Origin of the sequence: Bifidobacterium sp. UTBIF-68 (assembly GCF_006408855.1) — a bacterium.
In the GTDB taxonomy this organism is placed as follows: Bacteria; Actinomycetota; Actinomycetes; order Actinomycetales; family Bifidobacteriaceae; genus Bifidobacterium; species Bifidobacterium reuteri.
In genome coordinates this window covers 1-18,715 of the sequence record NZ_JFAN01000018.1, presented here as the reverse complement: position 1 = coordinate 18,715, position 18,715 = coordinate 1, and the positions used below count along the sequence as shown (strand labels likewise).

The 18,715-nt window shown below is 60.8% G+C and carries 11 protein-coding genes; 5 read left to right on the top strand and 6 right to left on the bottom strand.

The genetic code is table 11. The annotated features are described in order from the left end of the window. Window positions 1–77 precede the first annotated feature (77 nt). Entirely contained in the window at window positions 78–2,636 is a 2,559-nt protein-coding gene (locus BW14_RS06075; RefSeq protein ID WP_052382128.1) for a transglycosylase domain-containing protein, read from the top strand. Between the two features lie 675 nt (window positions 2,637–3,311). Here BW14_RS06075 and leuA read toward each other — a convergent pair. From leuA to BW14_RS06060, 3 genes are all read right to left on the bottom strand, one after another. Beyond that, entirely contained in the window at window positions 3,312–5,228 is a 1,917-nt protein-coding gene (gene leuA / locus BW14_RS06070; RefSeq protein WP_140489620.1) for a 2-isopropylmalate synthase, read from the bottom strand. 328 nt (window positions 5,229–5,556) lie between these two features. Beyond that, the gene (locus BW14_RS06065; RefSeq protein ID WP_181162315.1) at window positions 5,557–6,942 is read right to left on the bottom strand and encodes a metallophosphoesterase family protein; all 1,386 of its coding nucleotides are present in this window, start codon (window positions 6,940–6,942) and stop codon (window positions 5,557–5,559) included. A 471-nt stretch (window positions 6,943–7,413) separates the two neighbouring features. Beyond that, window positions 7,414–8,034, bottom strand: coding sequence for a DUF5701 family protein (locus BW14_RS06060; protein ID WP_044089775.1), 621 nt, complete (start codon window positions 8,032–8,034; stop codon window positions 7,414–7,416). 267 nt (window positions 8,035–8,301) lie between these two features. Between BW14_RS06060 and asd the strand changes: the two genes are divergently transcribed. Then, window positions 8,302–9,396, top strand: a complete 1,095-nt coding sequence (asd, locus tag BW14_RS06055; RefSeq protein ID WP_044089772.1) for an aspartate-semialdehyde dehydrogenase — start codon at window positions 8,302–8,304, stop codon at window positions 9,394–9,396. A 181-nt stretch (window positions 9,397–9,577) separates the two neighbouring features. Here the strand turns inward: asd and BW14_RS06050 are convergent, their stop codons facing one another. The 3 genes from BW14_RS06050 to BW14_RS06040 form a co-directional block, all read right to left on the bottom strand. Continuing rightward, window positions 9,578–10,084, bottom strand: a complete 507-nt coding sequence (locus BW14_RS06050) for a hypothetical protein (protein WP_044089771.1) — start codon at window positions 10,082–10,084, stop codon at window positions 9,578–9,580. A 1,363-nt stretch (window positions 10,085–11,447) separates the two neighbouring features. Beyond that, window positions 11,448–12,014: an ACT domain-containing protein gene (locus tag BW14_RS06045; protein WP_044089770.1), complete on the bottom strand. Its 567-nt coding sequence runs from the start codon at window positions 12,012–12,014 to the stop codon at window positions 11,448–11,450. Window positions 12,015–12,097: 83 nt separating this feature from the next. Further along, window positions 12,098–12,862 carry an aspartate kinase gene (locus BW14_RS06040; protein ID WP_140489618.1) on the bottom strand — a complete coding sequence of 255 codons (765 nt, stop codon included), beginning with the start codon at window positions 12,860–12,862 and terminating at the stop codon, window positions 12,098–12,100. Window positions 12,863–13,580: 718 nt separating this feature from the next. Here BW14_RS06040 and BW14_RS06035 point away from each other — a divergent pair. The 3 genes from BW14_RS06035 (at window position 13,581) to BW14_RS06025 (ending at window position 18,501) form a co-directional block, all read left to right on the top strand. Then, window positions 13,581–14,639: a hypothetical protein gene (locus BW14_RS06035; protein ID WP_140489616.1), complete on the top strand. Its 1,059-nt coding sequence runs from the start codon at window positions 13,581–13,583 to the stop codon at window positions 14,637–14,639. A gap of 583 nt (window positions 14,640–15,222) precedes the next feature. After that, complete coding sequence (locus BW14_RS06030) at window positions 15,223–16,509, top strand: ATP-binding protein (protein WP_140489614.1); 1,287 nt, start codon at window positions 15,223–15,225, stop codon at window positions 16,507–16,509. 825 nt (window positions 16,510–17,334) lie between these two features. After that, window positions 17,335–18,501, top strand: a complete 1,167-nt coding sequence (locus BW14_RS06025) for an ATP-binding protein (protein ID WP_181162099.1) — start codon at window positions 17,335–17,337, stop codon at window positions 18,499–18,501. The last annotated feature ends 214 nt before the right edge of the window (window positions 18,502–18,715 follow it).

The following is an 18,715-nucleotide window of genomic DNA, read 5'->3' as shown; positions in this document are numbered from 1 at the left end:
CGCAAATACGATTCCCCCAGAGCCAAAATCGCCCATTCTCAGCGCACTTTTCAGCACCGGCAATTACGGTGGCATGCATGGCTTCTTATCAACGTCGCGCACGTGCCGGCAGCGATGGGCCCGCCCTTCGCCAGCCGCGCACCGCACACAGCAAGTCCGGACAAGCCGCTCAGGAAGGCGCATACCGTACAGGATCAGGCCGCAGCAGCGGCAGTCGCGCCGACGGCACCGGAACCCGCCGCAGCAGCAGCCACCGAGCAAGCCAAGCCAGCCACGCCAGCCGCACAGGCTCAGCGCGTACCGCACGTACCGCGCACGCCACGCATCGCAGCCGCAATCACAAGAACAACAATGGCGGCAAAGGCAAGCATCGCGTACTCAAATGGGTGCTCGGCATCTTCTTCGGCCTTATCGGCGCAGGTCTGCTCGCCGGCATCGGCGTATTCGCATACCTGTACATCACCACCGAAGTACCGCAGCCGGAGAAGTTCGCGCTGGCGGAAAAGACCACCGTGTATTACGCGGACGGCACCACGCCGATCGGCTCGTACGCCGAGCAGAACCGCGAAATCATCTCCTGCACCGACCTGCCGGACTACATCGGCAACGCCATCGTGGCGTCCGAGAACCGCACGTTCTACACCGACAAGGGCATCGACCTCAAAGGCATCGCCCGCGCGTTCCTCAACAACGTGACCACCGGCACACGCCAAGGCGGCTCGACCATCACCCAGCAGTACGCGGAACGCTACTATCTGGGCGAAACCACCACGTATGTCGGCAAGGCGCGCGAGGCTATCCTGGCCCTCAAGATCGCGCAGACCGAGTCGAAGGACGAGGTGCTGTGCAATTACATGAACACGATCTACCTGGGCCGCAACGCCTACGGCATCCAGGCCGCCGCCAAGGCGTACTTCAACAAGGACGCCAAGGATCTGACGCTGCCCGAGGCCGCGATGATCGCCGGCATCATTCCCGCCCCCTCCACCTGGGATCCGGCGGACAGCCCTAAAATCGCCCAGCAGCGCTTCAATCGCGTGCTGAGCATCATGGAGGAAGACGGCTACATCACCGCCAAGCAGCACAAGGAGGCCACATTCCCGCAGACCGCGGAGGTGGCTCAGCAGAACGAATACCAGGGTCCGAACGGCTATCTGCTGGACATGGTGCAGCGCGAACTGGTCGGCTCCAAGGCCTTCACCAAAGAGGATCTGGCCACCGGCGGATACAAGATCGTCACCACCATCGACAAGGCCAAGCAGGATCTCATGCAGTCGGTGGGCGACACGCGTGCGGACGGCATGCCGGAATCCATTCAGGTCGGCGGCATCGCCGTGGAGCAGAAGACCGGCGCGGTGGTTTCCGTGTATGCCGGCTCCGATTACCTCAGCAAGCCGCTGAACAACGCGGATCAGGCCTTGTTCGAGCCGGGCTCCACGATGAAGCCGTTCGCCCTGCTCGGTGCCGCGCAGGAGGGCGTGAGCTTCAACACAATGTTCAACGGCAACTCGCACCAGCATTTCTCCGGCATCACCGCCGAGGTGAACAACGCGCTGAACATAAACTGGGGCAACATCAATCTGTATCAGGCCACGGCCAACTCGGTGAACACGGTGTTCATGAACGTCAACGAGCATCTGACGCCGCAGCGCACGGCCAAAATCGCGCATGAGGCCGGCATCACCGGCGACATCGACGAGACATCGCCGTACAACGTGCTGGGCATCAATGCGCTGACGGTGTGGGATCTGGCGCAGGGGCATTCGACCATCGCCAACAACGGCGTGAAGAACACGCTGCACATGGTGGCCAAGGTGCAGGATTCCAAGGGCAAGGACCTCTATAACGCGCCGAACGAGAACAAGAAGGTGTTCGACGCGAACGACTGCGCCCTGGTGCAGAAGGCCATGCAGGGCACGACCACGTCCGGTACTGCAGCGGGTGTGTCCTCGGCGCTCGGTGGACGGCAGGTAGCCGGCAAGTCCGGTACCGCCAACGACGAGCTGGCAGCCTCGTTCGTGGGGTATACGCCAAGCCTGATGAACGTGTGGGCTATCTGGAACCCGGATGCCGACGGCAACCCGCAGGTGGTGCCCGCGTTCGGCGGCTATGGCGTGACGTCCACCGGCTATCCGGCGCACCTGTTCACCGAGTACATGTCGCAGGCGTTGGCCGGCACCGCCGTGGAGCAGTTCACCACCGCCAAGGATTCCGGCAAGGTCGGCGGCCCGGACGGCACATGGGGCCTCGGCGGCTCGAAGTCCTCGTCCACGAACGGCCAGTCCGGCACGCAGAACGGCAGATCTAACTCCGATTCCTCCTCCGGCTCCACTTCCGGTCAGTCCTCCACACAGGAGTTCGCGCAGCAGTGCCTCAACAACGCGAGCTACTCCACTGAATGCCCGAACTATCCGGGCCCGCCCAGCGGCGGTAACGGCGGTAACGGGGACAACGGTTCCGGAAACGGTGACGGAGGCGATGGCGGTAACGGCGGTAACGGGGACAGTGGCGGCAACAGTGGCAATAGCAACGGAAACGGAAACAGCGGTTCCAGCGACTCCGGTGGCAATACCGGAAGCAATAGCGGCAATGGAAACGGCACGCCGTCCGGAGAAACCACCGGAGGGAACTCGTAATACCGCCTGCCTGTCTGCTTCACGGCAACGGTCCTGCAATCACGGACGCGCTGCGCGCGGCATCCTGCTGGCTCGCATGTCGGCTCGCACGTTGCCTACAAACAGCTTCGCTGTCCGCTTCACGGTACTGTCCCGTCAAGGGGGCCAATGACCGGTCGGCTCCCCTTGTCAGGGGAGCTGTCGGCGCAGCCGACTGAGGGGTAGTCGACAGGAAGCTAGCCGACCTGATTTGGTCTCTCCCCCAGTCAGCTACGCTGACAGCCCCCTCATCAGAGGGGGCCATAGCCGTACGGACGCGCTGCGCGCGCAGTCTTCTGGCTCGCCTGTCGGCTCGCACGCTGCCTACAAGCAGCTTCGCTGTCCGCTTCACGGTACTGTCCCGTCAAGGGGGCCAATGACCGGTCGGCTCCCCTTGTCAGGGGAGCTGTCGGCGCAGCCGACTGAGGGGTAGTCGACAGGAAGCTAGCCGACCTGATTTGGTCTCTCCCCCAGTCAGCTACGCTGACAGCCCCCTCATCAGAGGGGGCCATAGCCGTACGGACGCGCTGCACGCTCAGTCTTCTGGCTCGCCTGTCGGCTCGCACAGCACCTACAAACAGCTCCGCTGTTTGCTTTACGGTGCTGTCCTGACAAGGGGAGCCAGAACGCACGCAACAGCCGGAGGGCTTTGCAGCCTCAGCGGGCGCGGTTGGAGCGGTTGACGGCGGAGATGATGGCCTTCAACGCGCTGGTGGTGATGGAGGAGTCGATGCCCACACCCCAGACGATCTGCGCATCATCGGCCTCGCCGACCTGGCATTCCACGTAGGACGCGGCCATGGCGTTGGTGCCCACGGACATCGTGTGCTCCACATAGTCCATGATGGAGGCGTCCACGCCGAAGTTGGAGATGGCGTTGAGGAAGGCGGCGATCGGACCGTTGCCGATGCCGGAGACCTCGCGCTCCACCGGCTCGTCGACGCCCACGTTCACGCCACGGTCGAGCAGGCGAGCCTTGAGCACGGTGTCCGAACCGTCCTCGCCGGAGCTGATGGCCACCTTCAGCAGCTTCAGACGGCCCCACGGCTCGAGAGATGTGTCATGCGTGTCGCCGACGACCACGCCGGCGGCGGTCATGCCGGACTGCTCGACCGGCAGGTACTCGTCCTTGAACAGACGCCAGATGTCCTCGTCCTTGACTTCCTTCTTGGTGTCGTCCGCGTACTTCTGCACGACCTTGTCGAACTCCACCTGCAGACGCTTGGGCAGGTCGAGGTTGTGGTTGGTCTTGAGCAGGTAGGCCATGCCGCCCTTGCCGGACTGGGAGTTGACGCGGATGATGGCCTCATAGGAGCGGCCGATGTCCTTCGGGTCGATCGGCAGGTACGGTACCAGCCAGACGAAGCTGCTGAGGTCGGCGCCGGCGCGGTCGGCGGCCACCTGACGGGCTTCGAGGCCCTTCTTGATGGCGTCCTGATGGGAGCCGGAGAAGGCAGTGAACACGAAGTTGCCGGCGTACGGGTGACGTTCAGAGATCTTGATCTGGTTGCAGTACTCGACGGTCTTGCGAATTTCGGGCACATTGGACAGGTCGAGCTGCGGGTCGATGCCCTGGGTCAGCCAGTTGAGGCCCAGCGTGACCAGGTCCACGTTGCCGGTACGCTCGCCGTTGCCCAGCAGGCAGCCTTCCACACGGTCGGCGCCGGCGAGCACGGCCAGCTCGGTGGCGGCCACGCCCATGCCCTCGTCGTTGTGCGGGTGGAGGGACAGCACCACGGCGTCACGGTCGTCGAGATGGGTGGAGACGTACTCAACTTCGTCGGCGAACACGTTCGGCGTGGTCATTTCCACGGTGGCCGGCAGGTTGATGATCATCGGGTGCTCGGGCGTCGGCTTGATCACGCCGATCACCGCGTTGCACACCTCGACCGCGTACTCCGGCTCGGTGCCGGTGAAGGATTCGGGGCTGTACTCGTAGTACAGGTCGATGCCCTTGGCCTCGGATTCGAGGTCTTTGCACAGTTCGGCGGCGTCGGTGGCGAGCTTCTTGATCTCTTCCCTGTTCTTGCGGAAGACGACCTCGCGCTGCAGCACGGACACGGAGTTGTAGAAGTGCACGATAGCGCGCTTGGCGCCCTTGAGCGCCTCATAGGTGCGACGGATCAGGTGCTCGCGGCACTGCGTGAGCACGACGATGGTCACGTCGTCCGGAATCAGCTCACGCTCGATGAGCATGCGGATGAAGTCGAAATCGGTCTCGGAAGCGGACGGGAAGCCCACCTCGATCTCCTTGAATCCCATGGAGACCAGCAGGTTCCAGAAGCGCAGCTTGCGTTCGGAATCCATCGGGTTGACGAGGGCCTGATTGCCATCGCGAAGGTCGACGGAGCACCAGCGCGGCGCGCGCTGCAGTCGCTTGCCCGGCCACGTGCGCTCCGGGTAATCAAACGGAATCTGCTTGTCATAGGCCACGTACTTGTTGTACGGCATGCGGCTGGGCTTCTGCGGATCGCCGATGAATCGTGCCGGAGGCAGCAGCGGGTCGTTGTTCCCCCCATTGGATGCCGCAGCGACGGCTGCGAGATCAAAGACAGATGATTGATCCTGACCCATTGTTCCTCCTTTTCTTGGGTTGTGCGCACGCTCGGGCATAGCACTGGCACTGCTGACGCCAACAGTGTTGACACCGGCATTACACTGTGCCACCTGTGCGGTCCGCTATGGGATTCACTCCACCCATATGGCCCGTACGGCCAGTGCCGGCTGATGTCAGCTGATGTCAGCCCGCGACCGGAGTCGAAACCGGGTTTGCACCGCTTGTCTAGAGCCATGCGCATCTGTTAATACGCATGTAACATCCTACAGGCCAGCTCGGGCAACGGCTGCGGAAATGCCGTATTGTGGCGGGGCGAGCGGCGGCCGCGCGGACCGGGCCGGCGAATTACCGGCGGGCGCCTCTGAGCAGCGAGCGCACGATGGCGGCGAATCCAAGGCTCATCGCGCCGGCGAGCACGGCGAACACCTCCGGACGGCGCAGCTCGTTGCGCATGCTGACCGCATCGGTCACGCAGTGGTCCTCGAACCAGACACGCACCTCGTTGCTGGAATAGCGTCCAACCAGGTCGCCCCAAGTGAGCATGCGCGTCACATAGCCGGCCGGATTGTTCTCATGGAACTCGAACAGGCGGATGCCGCGATAGCGCGACTTGGGACCATAGCATTCAAAGCCGCACGTGGGCGCGTAGCCCAGGTCGAGGCCGTGCACGTGGCCAACGAACGCGTTCTTGTGATCGTGCCCGCAGAACAGCGCGAAATAGCCGCCCGCCTCGCGCATGGCGTCCACCTCGCCCACGTTCTCGTCCGCGCAGCCGATGGCCTCGCCCAGCCGGGAGCCCGGACGGCAGACCTCATGATTGAGCACATAGCAGTGGCCGGCGTGGGTGCGCGCACCTTCCACGGCGTTCGGCGTCCAGGCGGGCACCTCCTTGAGGCAGTCGTAGAACTCCTGCGGCGGGATGTGCTGGAAGGCGATGGCCGGCACCGGCTTGCCGTCGCCGTTGCGGCGGCCGAGCTCGACCTGCACGGACTTGAGCCAGCCGATGGCCTCGGGCGTGGGGGTGCCATAGCCGTCGGAATCCGCAAGGTCGAGGCCGCGGGAATTGGCCACATATGCGGGGTATTGGGCGTCGCGCTCCTTAGGAGCACCGGGCTCGCCCGACTCGGTGGCGTAGTCGCCGGAGTTGACCATCATGACGCTCATGGCCACGCGACCGGAGCCGTCCGAGGACTCGATGGGCAGGGCGAACGTGCCCGGTTCGAGGCTGTCGGCCGGGTTGAGGCATCCGGGGAACTCGCGGTAGATGTCATCCTGTTCGTCGGCCAGGATGCCGCACTGGAAATCGTGGTTGCCATAGGTGGCGGCGAACGGGACTTTCGCTTCGACCACCGGGCCGAGGAAGCCGTCGAATGTGCGGCGGACCTTGGCGCGCGTCTCGTCCATGAGCTCGTCGATACCGGGCGCATCAGTATGCTCGGCGTCCTTAGTGGAATGCTGTCTGATGCCGCAAATCCTTGCCTCCACCTTGGTCACCGCGCGCACGCGGGCACCTGGCTGCTCGCCGCGACGGCGCAGGAAGGTGTCGATATAGGCGGGGTCGTAGCCACGGATCTGATCGCCGGTGAACACCACGAGATCGGGGTCGGCTTTGCGGATGGCCTCGCGGATGAGGCGGATGGTGTCGGGAAGCACGTCGGGGCCGTCCTGGACGTCGGCCATCTGCAGCACGCGGAAGCTGCCGTCTTCGCGGAATCGCAAGCTGTTCGTCATGATTCTTCAGTGTAGGCGGGCGGATGCGGCCACCGCTGCCTCGTTCACAGGAATGGCACAGGCTTTTCCGACGCCGTTCAATTCCGCAGGCGGCCGGGCTCGACGTGCCTGCTGCGCCTGCTGCGCGCAATCCCTTCCCGCATGCCCACTTGATCCTCCCGCCGGTCGGTCAGGTGTCGCAACGATCACTAGAACCCGTCTGGGGAGGCAGCCCACGGTGGGGAGGCAGCCCCACCGTGTAGGGAATCTCCCCATCATGTAGGGAATCCCCCATCGTGTAGGGACACAAAACCTACACATCGGCGGAATAAAGCCGTTTTTGCTCCTTACACTGTGGGAAGTTCCCTACATGGTGGGCAAATCCCTACACTGTGGGCAAATCCCTACACGGTGGGGAGGAAGGGAGGAGGAAAGCCCAAAGGAAGACCCAAAGGAGGGCCCAGACGGGTGCAGGACAGTCACACCGGAAAATCAGCGGAACAGGCTGATGCCGCGTCGGGCGGCGCAGTAGGCGTTGCCGAGCCACGTATGGCGCGAGTTCGGCCAAACGGCACCGAGGCGTGGCGCGTTCTGGCTCATCCAGATGCTCGGCACGCGGCCGTCCGCCGAGCGCGAGCCCAGCAGATTGAAGCCGTTCTTGACCATCAGCCATTCCGGATGCTGGGTGGCGATGGCGAGCCCCTCCTCGAGTGTGAGCGGCAGGCGGTCGTCGGAATCCAGCAGTTTGCGGGCCACATCCGGCTCGCGGTTGATGTAGCACGTGCCGGTATGCGGGTCGACTACCAGATAGAACGGGCCTTCGGGCGGGGTGAAGCCACTGACGGGCAGGAAGCTGGCGATGTCGCGCGGGGGCATCGTGGTGAAGCCGGCCATGCGGTTGATGGAGGTTCGGGCAATCAGGGATTCGGGCGAAACCAGCTCGCGCGTAGGCACCAGGAGAATGTTCGAGCCCAAGTCGGAATGCTCAAGCGCGCCGATCAGCGGACGGGCCAGCGCGCGGAATGCGGCGGCGGACATGTCCGCCACATCCGGGTAGCCAAGGGCCACGATGCGGTCAAGCTGTTTCTGCGCTTCTACTGATGCGATAGACATGCCTCCAGCCTAGCAACGTGGCGTAACAGTTTCGGGACCGTCACTTGTATCTGATTATCGTGAGGCACAAGTGCGGCAGCGCCATGGCATGCCGCCATTGCCCACCGCAGCCCCTCATCGCCCGTCATCATATGGGAAACGCAGCGCCTTGGGCAGCCGGTCTCCGTACAATTATCTCCATCTGCGCGCGGCCGTCGTGCATGACCAAGCACAGAGGTAATAGCACACGTTTCCTTAATCGAACTCAAGCGAGAAGCAGAAGGTATCATGTCCGAGAAATTGAAGGTCGGCATTCTTGGCGCCACCGGTATGGTGGGCCAGCGATTCGTCACGTTGCTGGAAAACCACCCGTGGTTCGAGGTGGTCACCCTCGCCGCTTCCGCGCATAGCGCCGGCAAGACGTACGAGGAGGCCGTGGGCGACCGGTGGAAGATGGAAACGCCGATGCCCGAATACGCCAAGCACATGGTGGTCGTGGACGGCGACGACGCCGAGAAGGTGGCCGCCGACGTGGACTTCATGTTCTCCGCCGTAAACATGCCGAAGGAGCAGATCCGCGCCATCGAGGAGCGGTACGCGAAGACCGAGACGCCGGTGGTGTCGAACAACAGCGCGCACCGCTGGACGCCGGACGTGCCGATGGTGGTGCCGGAGATCAACCCGGAGCACTTCGCGGTGATCGAGCATCAGCGTCGTCGCCTGGGCACCACGCGCGGATTCATCGCCGTCAAGCCGAACTGCTCGATCCAAGCGTACACGCCGGCGCTGGCCGCGTGGAAGGAATTCGAGCCGCACGAGGTGGTGGTGAGCACGTACCAGGCCATCTCCGGCGCGGGCAAGACGTTCAAGGACTGGCCCGAGATGGTGGGCAACATCATCCCGTTCATCTCCGGCGAGGAGGCCAAGAGCGAGAAGGAGCCGCTCAAGGTGTTCGGCCATGTGGACGCCGAGCGCGGCGAAATCGTGCCGTTCGACGGCCCGCTGAAGATCACCTCGCAGTGCATCCGCGTGCCCGTGCTCAACGGCCATACCGCCACCGTGTTCTTGAACTTCGGCAAGAAAGCCACCAAGGAAGAGCTCATCGACCGACTGGTGAACTACACGTCCGAGGCCGCTCGTCTCGGTCTGCCGCACGCTCCGAAGCACTTCATCCAGTACCTGACCGAAGACGACCGCCCGCAGGTCAAGCTGGACGTGGACTACGAGGGCGGCATGGGCGTCTCAATCGGCCGCCTGCGCGAGGACTCCATCTTCGACTGGAAGTTCGTGGGGCTGGCCCACAACACTCTGCGCGGTGCCGCGGGCGGTGCGCTCGAATGCGCCGAAATGCTCAAGGCCCTGGGCTACATCACCAAGAAGTAGCCAAGCGGCGGCCCGAGCAGCCGTCACCTCACCATTACCCCGGTAAACGTACGCTAAGCAGAAGTCAGCGTACGTTTACCGAGACGCATCCGCACCCCGCCTCTGCAAAGGTGTTGCGACTCCTGATTGTCTCGGACGGAAAGCATCATTATTGCTCAGGCCGGAAATCATCAACGCCTAATCACCATGCGAAGTCATGTAGTGACGCCCCTGCACTGACTAATGTGAATACGACTGTCTTGTTGCTCCATATGTCAACGTCGCATGCAGACGCGACGCCATTGACGGTACAAGTGGAACAATCGAGGGGCGAATCCTCGCACTCGTCATAATGAATCTGTTTGCCAACAACTTCTTCTGCAGCCTGCGAGCGCCTCTTGTTCTTCACAACTCCGGATCTTGGGTTAGCCACATATGTTCCGCGAGCAGCAAGCTCTTCCATGCTTTCTATTACTCCAACCGCAGCTTCCTGAGACGGATATTTGGTCACAGTCAAGCTCGCCACCGCACCATCCTTGCACGTAATCATGGTGCGAGACGACCAATCATATGGGGCACCTCTGGCTGCAAGGTCCTCCCACTTCGTCTGCGATTCGATTTGCCCCTTTTCTTGGCGCAGCACCGTCTGCAGAATAAGCGCCTTGCTTTCTGTACCATCAAGCGCAGTCGGCAGTTCGGCTACATCCATCGGGGCGACGCCTTCGGCCGGCCCACACCCCCAACAAAAACTCATAACGACAAGCATCAACGTACAACAGCTCACAATACGGCGTCGCGTAAACTTGTGATTAACCAGCATATACATACAACCTCGTATTAGTGTCAATCATGTACCTTGTAGCATAATGCTGACGCAGCAAAGCATATGTATCCTGAATTAAGGAATGCTTGACGATGAATATCAATGCAATAGAAGCGCCAATCCCCGATATCTATGGTTAAGGGACTCTGAAGATTTAGAGAACTTGTTCCGTGGGGCTGGCCCACAACACGCTGCGTGGCACCGCGGGCGATGCACTCGAATGCGCCGAAATGCTCAAGGCCCTGGGCTACATCACGAAGAAGTAGCCAAAAAGGGGACCAGAGGAGGCCACAGCAGCCGTCATCTCACCATTATCTCGGTAAACGTATGCTGGGCAGACAGCAGCGTACGGTCACCGAGACGCATCCGCGCCGTACCCCTACAAATGTGTTGCGGGGACTCTCACGGCGCATAAGGCTGTAGAACGGTCGGCGCCAGTCAGGCAACACGCAAGTCTGCCCGACTACTGAGTCCTTTCGTGGAAGAGTGGCGGGCTATCTGCGTTCAATGAGGTAGATTCGCTGCATTCCGGACAGCTATCTACGTTCAGTGAGGTACCAAATACGTGAAACCCCGAGTACAAACGTTGCGATATCGGCGTTCATACTCGGGGTTTCGTGGTTGGGATACCTCACTCAAGGCAGATAGCTTTCCGCAAAGAGTCAAATGTACCTCATTGAACGCAGATACCTCTCTGAGAAGCCGCCGCAAAAGCCGAAATCAACTACATTGAACGCGGAAAGCCCTCTAATGGAGGGCTTTCTCGCTTAGCAGGGGCTGATTTCCACTTTCCGGAAGATCTATCTGCGTTACGAGGGGCTGCGTTCGGAAGATACAACCTGTTTTCGGCTCATTCCGACCGTCATTCCGCCATTATGAATGGCCTCTACTTTCGGGGCCAGCCCCTCGTAACACAAATAGATGTTCCGGGATGCTGAAATCAGCCCCTTGTAACGCAGAATGCCCTCCACAGGGAGGGCATTCTGGCTATTCCTTAATATCGATGGAGACCGGCATCGATTGAGACATCAATTCAGACCGGCACCCGACTTAGGCGCTAATGGGCTGAATCCGACTGGGCTCAGAGCCGCTTCCGGTCGTTGGACCGTTGCGAGGCAGACAAACAGGTGGACACAGCACGGCCCAGCGTCTGAGGCTCAGCGCCCTGTGGCGCTTGGCCCGCTGGACTCGGCCGCGGCCGCCGCGACTGCTACCGCGGCGGTCGCCACAGCAGCGGTACCGGCCGCGTTCAGCGACCCGTACCGCCGTAGACCACGGCTTCGATCTGCTTGGCGTCCAGACCGTAGGCGGTGTGCAGTGCCTTGACGGCTTCGTTGAGCTGGTCGAGCGGCACCAGAGCGGCAATACGGATCTCTGAGGTGGAGATCATCAGCACGTTGATGCCCTTGTCGCTCAGCGCGCGGAAGAACTTGGCGGCCAGACCGGAGTGGGTCTTCATGCCGACGCCCACCACGGCCACCTTGCCGACGTTGGTGTTGATGTCGAAGGAGTGATAGCCGAGGTCGTCCTGCTTGTCGATCAGCGTGTTCTCCACCTGCTTGACCGACGCCTCGGGAACGGTGAAGGAGATGTCGGCGGTGCCCACGGACGCGCCGGCCTGCACGATCATGTCCACGTTCACGCCCGCGGTGGCGAGCTCGGTGAACACCTTGGCGGCCATGCCCGGTTCGTTCGGCACGCCGCGCACGGTGGCCAGCGCTTCGGAACGGTCGTGGGCGATGCCGGAGATCACCGGGGCCTCAGGACCGAGATCGGGGAACAGGTCGCCCATGGATTTTGCTTCTTCTTCAGTCATGTCTATTGCCTTGTCTTGGTTGAGTTTACGTGTGTTGCGATGAATGTGTGCCGGCGCGCGACCGGCCGACGGTCAGTCGACGGTCAGTCGAGGTTGGGCAGCGTGCGCGGGTCCACTCCGTCGGGCACCACCAGCGTGCCCGGACGATGCGAGAAGGAGGAGCGCACATGCAACGGCATCTTGAAACGCTGGGCGTATTCCACGCAGCGCAGCGCCAGCACCTTGGAGCCACAGGAGGCCATCTCGAGGATGGATTCGTAGTCGATCGCCGGAATGCGACGGGCGGCGGGCACGATGCGCGGGTCTGCGGTGAAGATGCCGTCCACGTCGGTGTAGATCTCGCAGATGTCCGCGCCGAGGGCCACAGCGAGCGCCACGGCGGAGGTGTCGGAGCCGCCGCGGCCGAGCGTGGTGGCGTCGCCCTTGGCGTTGATGCCCTGGAAGCCGGCCACAATCGCGATATCGCCAAGCGCGAGCGCGTTCTTCACGCGATCCGGCTTGACGGACTTGATGTGGGCCGCGCCATAGCGGGCGTCGGTGAAGAAGCCTGCCTGCTGTCCTGTGAACGAGTGGGCGCGGCTGCCTTCGGCGTGGATGGCCATGGCGAGCAGGCTCATGGAGATGCGTTCGCCGGCGGTCATGAGCATGTCCATCTCGCGCTCGGGCGGGTTGGAGTCGATGCTCAGGGCCTGGTCGATGAGGTCGTCGGTGGTGTCGCCCATGGCGGAGACCACCACGGCCACCCTGTTGCCCTTCTTTTCCGTTTCAACAACGCGCTTGGCCACGCGCTTGATTGAATCGGTATCGGCGACCGACGAGCCGCCGTACTTCTGCACGATGAGAGCCACTGCTGTCCTTCGTTCTTCTCTTGGGTTTGGGTCGAGCGGTCAGGCGTCCGATGCAAGGCGTCCGCCCCGGGCCGGTACGGTACTCGCGGCACGCGCTGTGTGTGCTGCCACATGTGCCCGATGCGCTGCGCGCGCTGGCTGCGCACGTTCGAACAGCAACACGCGCTGCGGTCGACGTGGACGTGCCGGCGTCGCCATCCTTCACCCTGTTGTTTTGCGCTTCATTCTACGTAAGCGGCACGATTATAAGGATTATGCACTGCGCAATATGGTCATCCACCCATCATGCGGACGTCTGTCAGAACCGGCACCAGACCGGATATTGAAGCAGTGTATTGAAGCAGTCCGCAGACAATGGCTTCCGACAATGGCTTCATTGACTGGCGGAAGCCAACGTTGACTGTAGGAAATCCAACGGATTTCGCCGGAAAACCAAGCCAACGCACACCGCAACTTATACGTCGATGCGTCGTCCACAGACAACACCCAACAAGCGCCCGACAAGCGCCCGCCGCCCCGAATGAAGCCGCTACGCAGGCCAGTCGCGCAAACTGCATGAATACTCTGTGAACATACAAAGCACCCCGCGGGTCCTCCTTCATTCTCACGTTCGCTCGTTCTACAGTGGAATTGCGTTGTGGTGGTGGCAATCGACGCAGCACAGAACTTAGCGACCGGTTACGCACCGAAGCAGCTAAGCGTCAATGACAGGGAGGTCATGATGGCCGGAAAGAAAAACAATTCGTGGAACTACTGGCAGATGAACTACCGGGGCAGGTTCCGCCGCACGAAGAAAATGATCCCCTTCATCATCGTGCTCTGCGTACTGCTGCTCATCCTTGGTGTGCTTGCGGATGATCTCGGACAGGCTCTGGTCTGGATCGTCCTCCTCGCTGTCGTCGGCGTGGCGCAGTACTTCTACACCAAGAAGAAGGCCGACGAAGAAGAGGCGCAGGAGCAGGCCGCGCAGAACGCAACAACTCAGGCGGCACCGGGTGCGCCCGGCTACGCTCCGCAAGGCGCCCCGGCACCGCAGGGCTACGCCCCTGCAGGTTATCCGGCGGCGACCGCAGCGCCCAACGCCGCACCAGCCACCCCGGGCTACGCGTCAGCACCAAACTACAGCGCGCCAGCTTCCGCCGCACCTCAGGCTCCGTTTGCACCGGGCGCAGCCCCGCAGGCTCCCATTCCCTCACCTGAGGCCCAGAACGCACAACCCTCTGCCCCGACACCCCTGAATGCACAGGCCGGCCCCACGGTTCCGCCAACGACTGCGGCGCCGGCTCCGTCGCCGGCATCGAACGCTGCCGCCGCTCCGCAACAAGGCGGCACCAACCCTTTTGAGCAGGAGACCGGCTCGCTGCAGATGCAGATGGCGTACCTTGCCGCGTCTCTTCCCAACCAGGACGCCATCAGCAACGGCACCATCCAGACCGTATACGTGCATGCCGCCGTGCAGAACGGCGCCCCCACGTGGGACTGCTTCTTCCGCTCCGGCAATGCACTGGTGGCGTCCGGCGACCTGCTGAAGAACACGCCCGCCGAGGCACGCAGCCAGTTCTTCGACTCGGGTCGCGCGTTGGTGAGCCAGTATCTTCAGGCATGCGCCAAGTACGGCGTGGATGCACCGACCGAGCTGCGCATCACCTACGACCCGCGCACCCACAGCCTGCACACCGACGTGAACTATCAGCCGCTGACCGGCACGGGCGATCAGGATCCGTTCATGGTCTGGGCGTCTAGCGTGTACGCCTCGTTCTCCGGGGCCAACAGCTGATCTGCGTCCGCTTATTGTTGCGTAAAGCCCTCACAAAGCCCTCGCTGCGCCGCCCGCCAGCGGGGGCTTTTCGCAATGAAGAGCAGTAAGGTACGGCTGGGGCACCGCGCCCGCGACGCATCTCCATTCGGACTGGATATGGTCGCAATCATGGTCATCGCGCTCTCCGATTATGCGCCACGCTGGTACAGTATGGGCGATTATGCGCTGACGTGGCACGAGGGATTGTCCCGCAAGCGCAGAATCGTCTCTTTTGCACTTGCGTGGCGCGCGAACGCGCCGACAGCGGCAGGGCAGAGACACGCAAAACCGCGGAAATCCGCCATTGTGAGAAATTGTGAATATGAGGCGTGTGCCCCACAAACGCAAAACAGGCGATATTGCACTTGCGTGGCGCACAACAGGCACCCGCACCACGCCCGGTTGGCCGGCATTTTCAGTTTGGCGCACCGCACTCAATCTGTTGAATATTTTTGACATACATGACAATTATTTTCAATAACTTGTCTTTCTATTGAACATCTTTGACATATATGCAACAATAATTCAATAGCACATACCAATCCACCAGAGGAAAGACCTCATGCTGATACACCGAGACAGATATCTCAACGATCTCATCGCACGCATGGGCAATGGTCTGGTCAAGGTGATCACCGGGGCGAGACGCTGCGGAAAATCCTTCCTGCTGTTCACTCTGTTCGAGGATTATTTGCACGGCAAGGGCGTGGACGACGACCACATCATCGAAGCCGTGCTTGACGACATGGCGTATTCGGACCTGCGCGACCCGGAACGGCTGTACGCATACATAACGTCGCGTATCACAGCTCGCGACGAACAGTATTACGTGCTGCTGGACGAGGTGCAGTACGCAATATCCGACACGGAGATGCACGGCGATGAGCCTCCGCAACTATACGAGGTGCTCAACGGACTGCTGCGCATGCGTAACGTTGACGTATATGTGACAGGCAGCAATTCGAAGATGCTTTCCACCGACGTGAAGACCCAGTTCCGCGGCCGCGGAGACGAGGTGCGCGTCCGCCCCCTGTCGTTCGCGGAATTCATGCAGGCATACGATGGAGACGTCCAGCATGGCTGGGCCGAATACGTGGTGTTCGGCGGCATGCCACTCACCCTGTCCATGCGGACCGACGAGCAGAAATCACGGTACTTGGAGAACTTGTTCTCGGAAACCTATCTCAAAGACATCGTCGCACGGAACAGACTCCGTAAATCGCAGGAGCTAGACGATCTGGTGAACGTCCTGGCCTCTTCGATCGGCGCGTTGAGCAATCCGTCCAAGATCAAGGCGACGTTCAGCAGCGTACTTCACTCCCCAATCAGCGTGAACACGATCACGCAGTACCTCGGCTATCTCGAGGACGCCTTCGTCATCAAGGAGGCATGCCGCTACAACGTCAAGGGACGTCGGTACATCGGCAGTCCGAAAAAGTACTATTTCGAGGACGTGGGATTGCGCAACGCGCGTCTGGGATTCCGCCAAGTCGAACAGACGCACATCATGGAGAACATCGTATACAACGAGTTGCGTATGCGCGGGTTCAACGTCGACGTGGGCGTGGTCGAACAACGCGGATACCGCGACGGCATGCCTTTCCGCAGACAGCTGGAAATCGATTTCGTCGCCAACCTCGGCAGCCAGCGATACTACATCCAATCAGCGTACCAACTGCCCGACATGGAGAAGACCGCGCAGGAAAAGGCCTCGTTGCTCGACGTCGACGACAGCTTCCAGAAGATCGTGCTGGTGCGCGATATCATCAAGCCCACACGAGACGACCACGGCATCCTCACCATGAGCGTCTACGACTTCCTGCTCGAGCCGAACATCCTGCAGGCGTAAGCACTCAACCACGATTAACCGGGAGCAGACTGGCCCGGTAGCCAGCGCAAAACAAGGAGTCAGACTGGCGTAAAACATGGCAATGTTCGTGCCCCGCAATTGCAAAAACGCGCTTTCTGCAGTTGTGTGGCACGCGGATGCGCCAGCGTGACACAACCACGAACAGCAAAACCGCGGAAATCCGCCATTCTCAGATTCCACGCCATTGTGGGCACGAAACAGACTGTGCCCCGCAAGTGCAAAACAGGCGAAATTGCAGTTGCGGGGCACACGACAGGCATCCACGACACACTAAGCATGCCCTCAGCGAAGCGACATGGCCATTACGCGCCCGTCTGGCTTCACTCAGCATCACGCAGCGAAGCCAGCCGGGCAACCACTGGCCAAACTACTTCACTGAGAACGCCCAGCGACGCCAAACGGCCACAATATGCCCAAACAGCTTCACTGAGAACGCTGTCAGTGAAGTCGCCATGACATCAACTGGCCAAATGACTTCGCTCAGCCAACTCAGTAAAGCCAAACGGCCACCACATGCCCAACCGACTTCACCAAGCCACCCGAGCGACGCCACCCGGCCACCACCCGGCCAGTCGACTTCGCCAAACAAACCCGGCGGCACCACACAAAGACGATTGGAAAGCAATCGGGTAGGCGCCTACGTCAGCCAACACCCAAACCATGCAAATCAACGAGTGGGCCTTATGTAAATCGACGAGTATACTTTATGTAAATCAACGAGTAGAACATATGCAAATCGACGAACATTTGTCCGATATGTTCGAGAATTCGGCAAACCCAAGAAGAGGGAAAGAACATAGCCCTATGATTCCACGCGAACTAACCGCCAAACTCCAATCCCTGGCAGAGCTATTCCCCGCAGTCACCCTGACTGGACCAAGGCAAAGCGGCAAATCCACCCTCGTCCGGGCGACATTCCCGAACTACCGATACGTCTCACTTGAGGATGAGGACATGCGCGAAGCGGCGTTGGACGACCCACGCGCCTTCCTCGCCAGATACGACAACCACGTTATTTTGGATGAGGTGCAACGCACGCCTGCGCTGTTCTCCTATCTGCAAGGCGTCATCGACCAGCACAACGTCCCCGGTCAATACATCTTGTCCGGCTCGCAGAACTTCCTGCTCATGAACCGCATCTCCCAATCACTGGCAGGGCGCGTCGCCGTACTTCATCTGCTGCCGTTGTCGTATTCGGAGCTCGCCGCCGCCCATCGCGAGCCGAACACCATCGACGATTTCCTGTTCGAAGGCTGTTATCCGCGCCCAGTGACCCTAGGCATCGACCCAGCAGACTTCTTCCCCAGCTACATCAAGACCTATATTGACCGTGACGTACGGGCCGAACTTGGCATCAAAAAGATCACCGAGTTCAATACGTTCCTTACGCTATGCGCCACCCGCGTAGGAGAAGTGCTCAACATAACAAGCCTCGCCAACGATTGCGGCATCAGCACTGACACCGCCCGCGACTGGCTCTCCGTTCTGGAGACAAGCTTTATCACGCTGCGACTGCACCCATACCACAAGAACTATGGGAAACGACTCATCAAAGCGTCAAAACTCTACTTCTACGACACTGGGCTCGCAGCCAATCTGCTCGGCATCGAATCCGCCGACCAGCTGTTCACCAGCCAGAACCGCGGGAATCTGTACGAGAATGCCATCGTGGTGGAAATCATCAAACGATATCAAGCAATCGGGCGCGAGCCGAAACTGTTTTACTGGCGAGACAGCAACCAGAAGGAGATCGATCTCATCATCGAACGAGGCGGCCAGCCGCAATACGCCATCGAAGTGAAGTCCTCGTCCACATACCGGCCGAAGTCCTTCGAGAATCTCGAGGATCTGGCGCCGCTGATGGGCGTCGACCCACAGCACCGCTTCATCGTCTACGGCGGCAGCGAAGCCATCGACACACGTCATGGACACGTCATCGGCATCAACGACGTGGGCAGACTTGTCCAGTAAGGTTCGGCGAAGCAGGCTTCGCTGCTGCTGACTTGAGCATCACGCCTTCACACTTTCGTCCACAATGACACAAGTTTTTATGCTATACCAACGCTATAGCAGAAGAATCGCAGCAAAAAGCAGAAAAATAACATGATTTTACGATTGCATATCGAAAACTGATGCATCTCCATCGACATTCACACAAATAATTAGTACAATAGCAGAAGTTTTA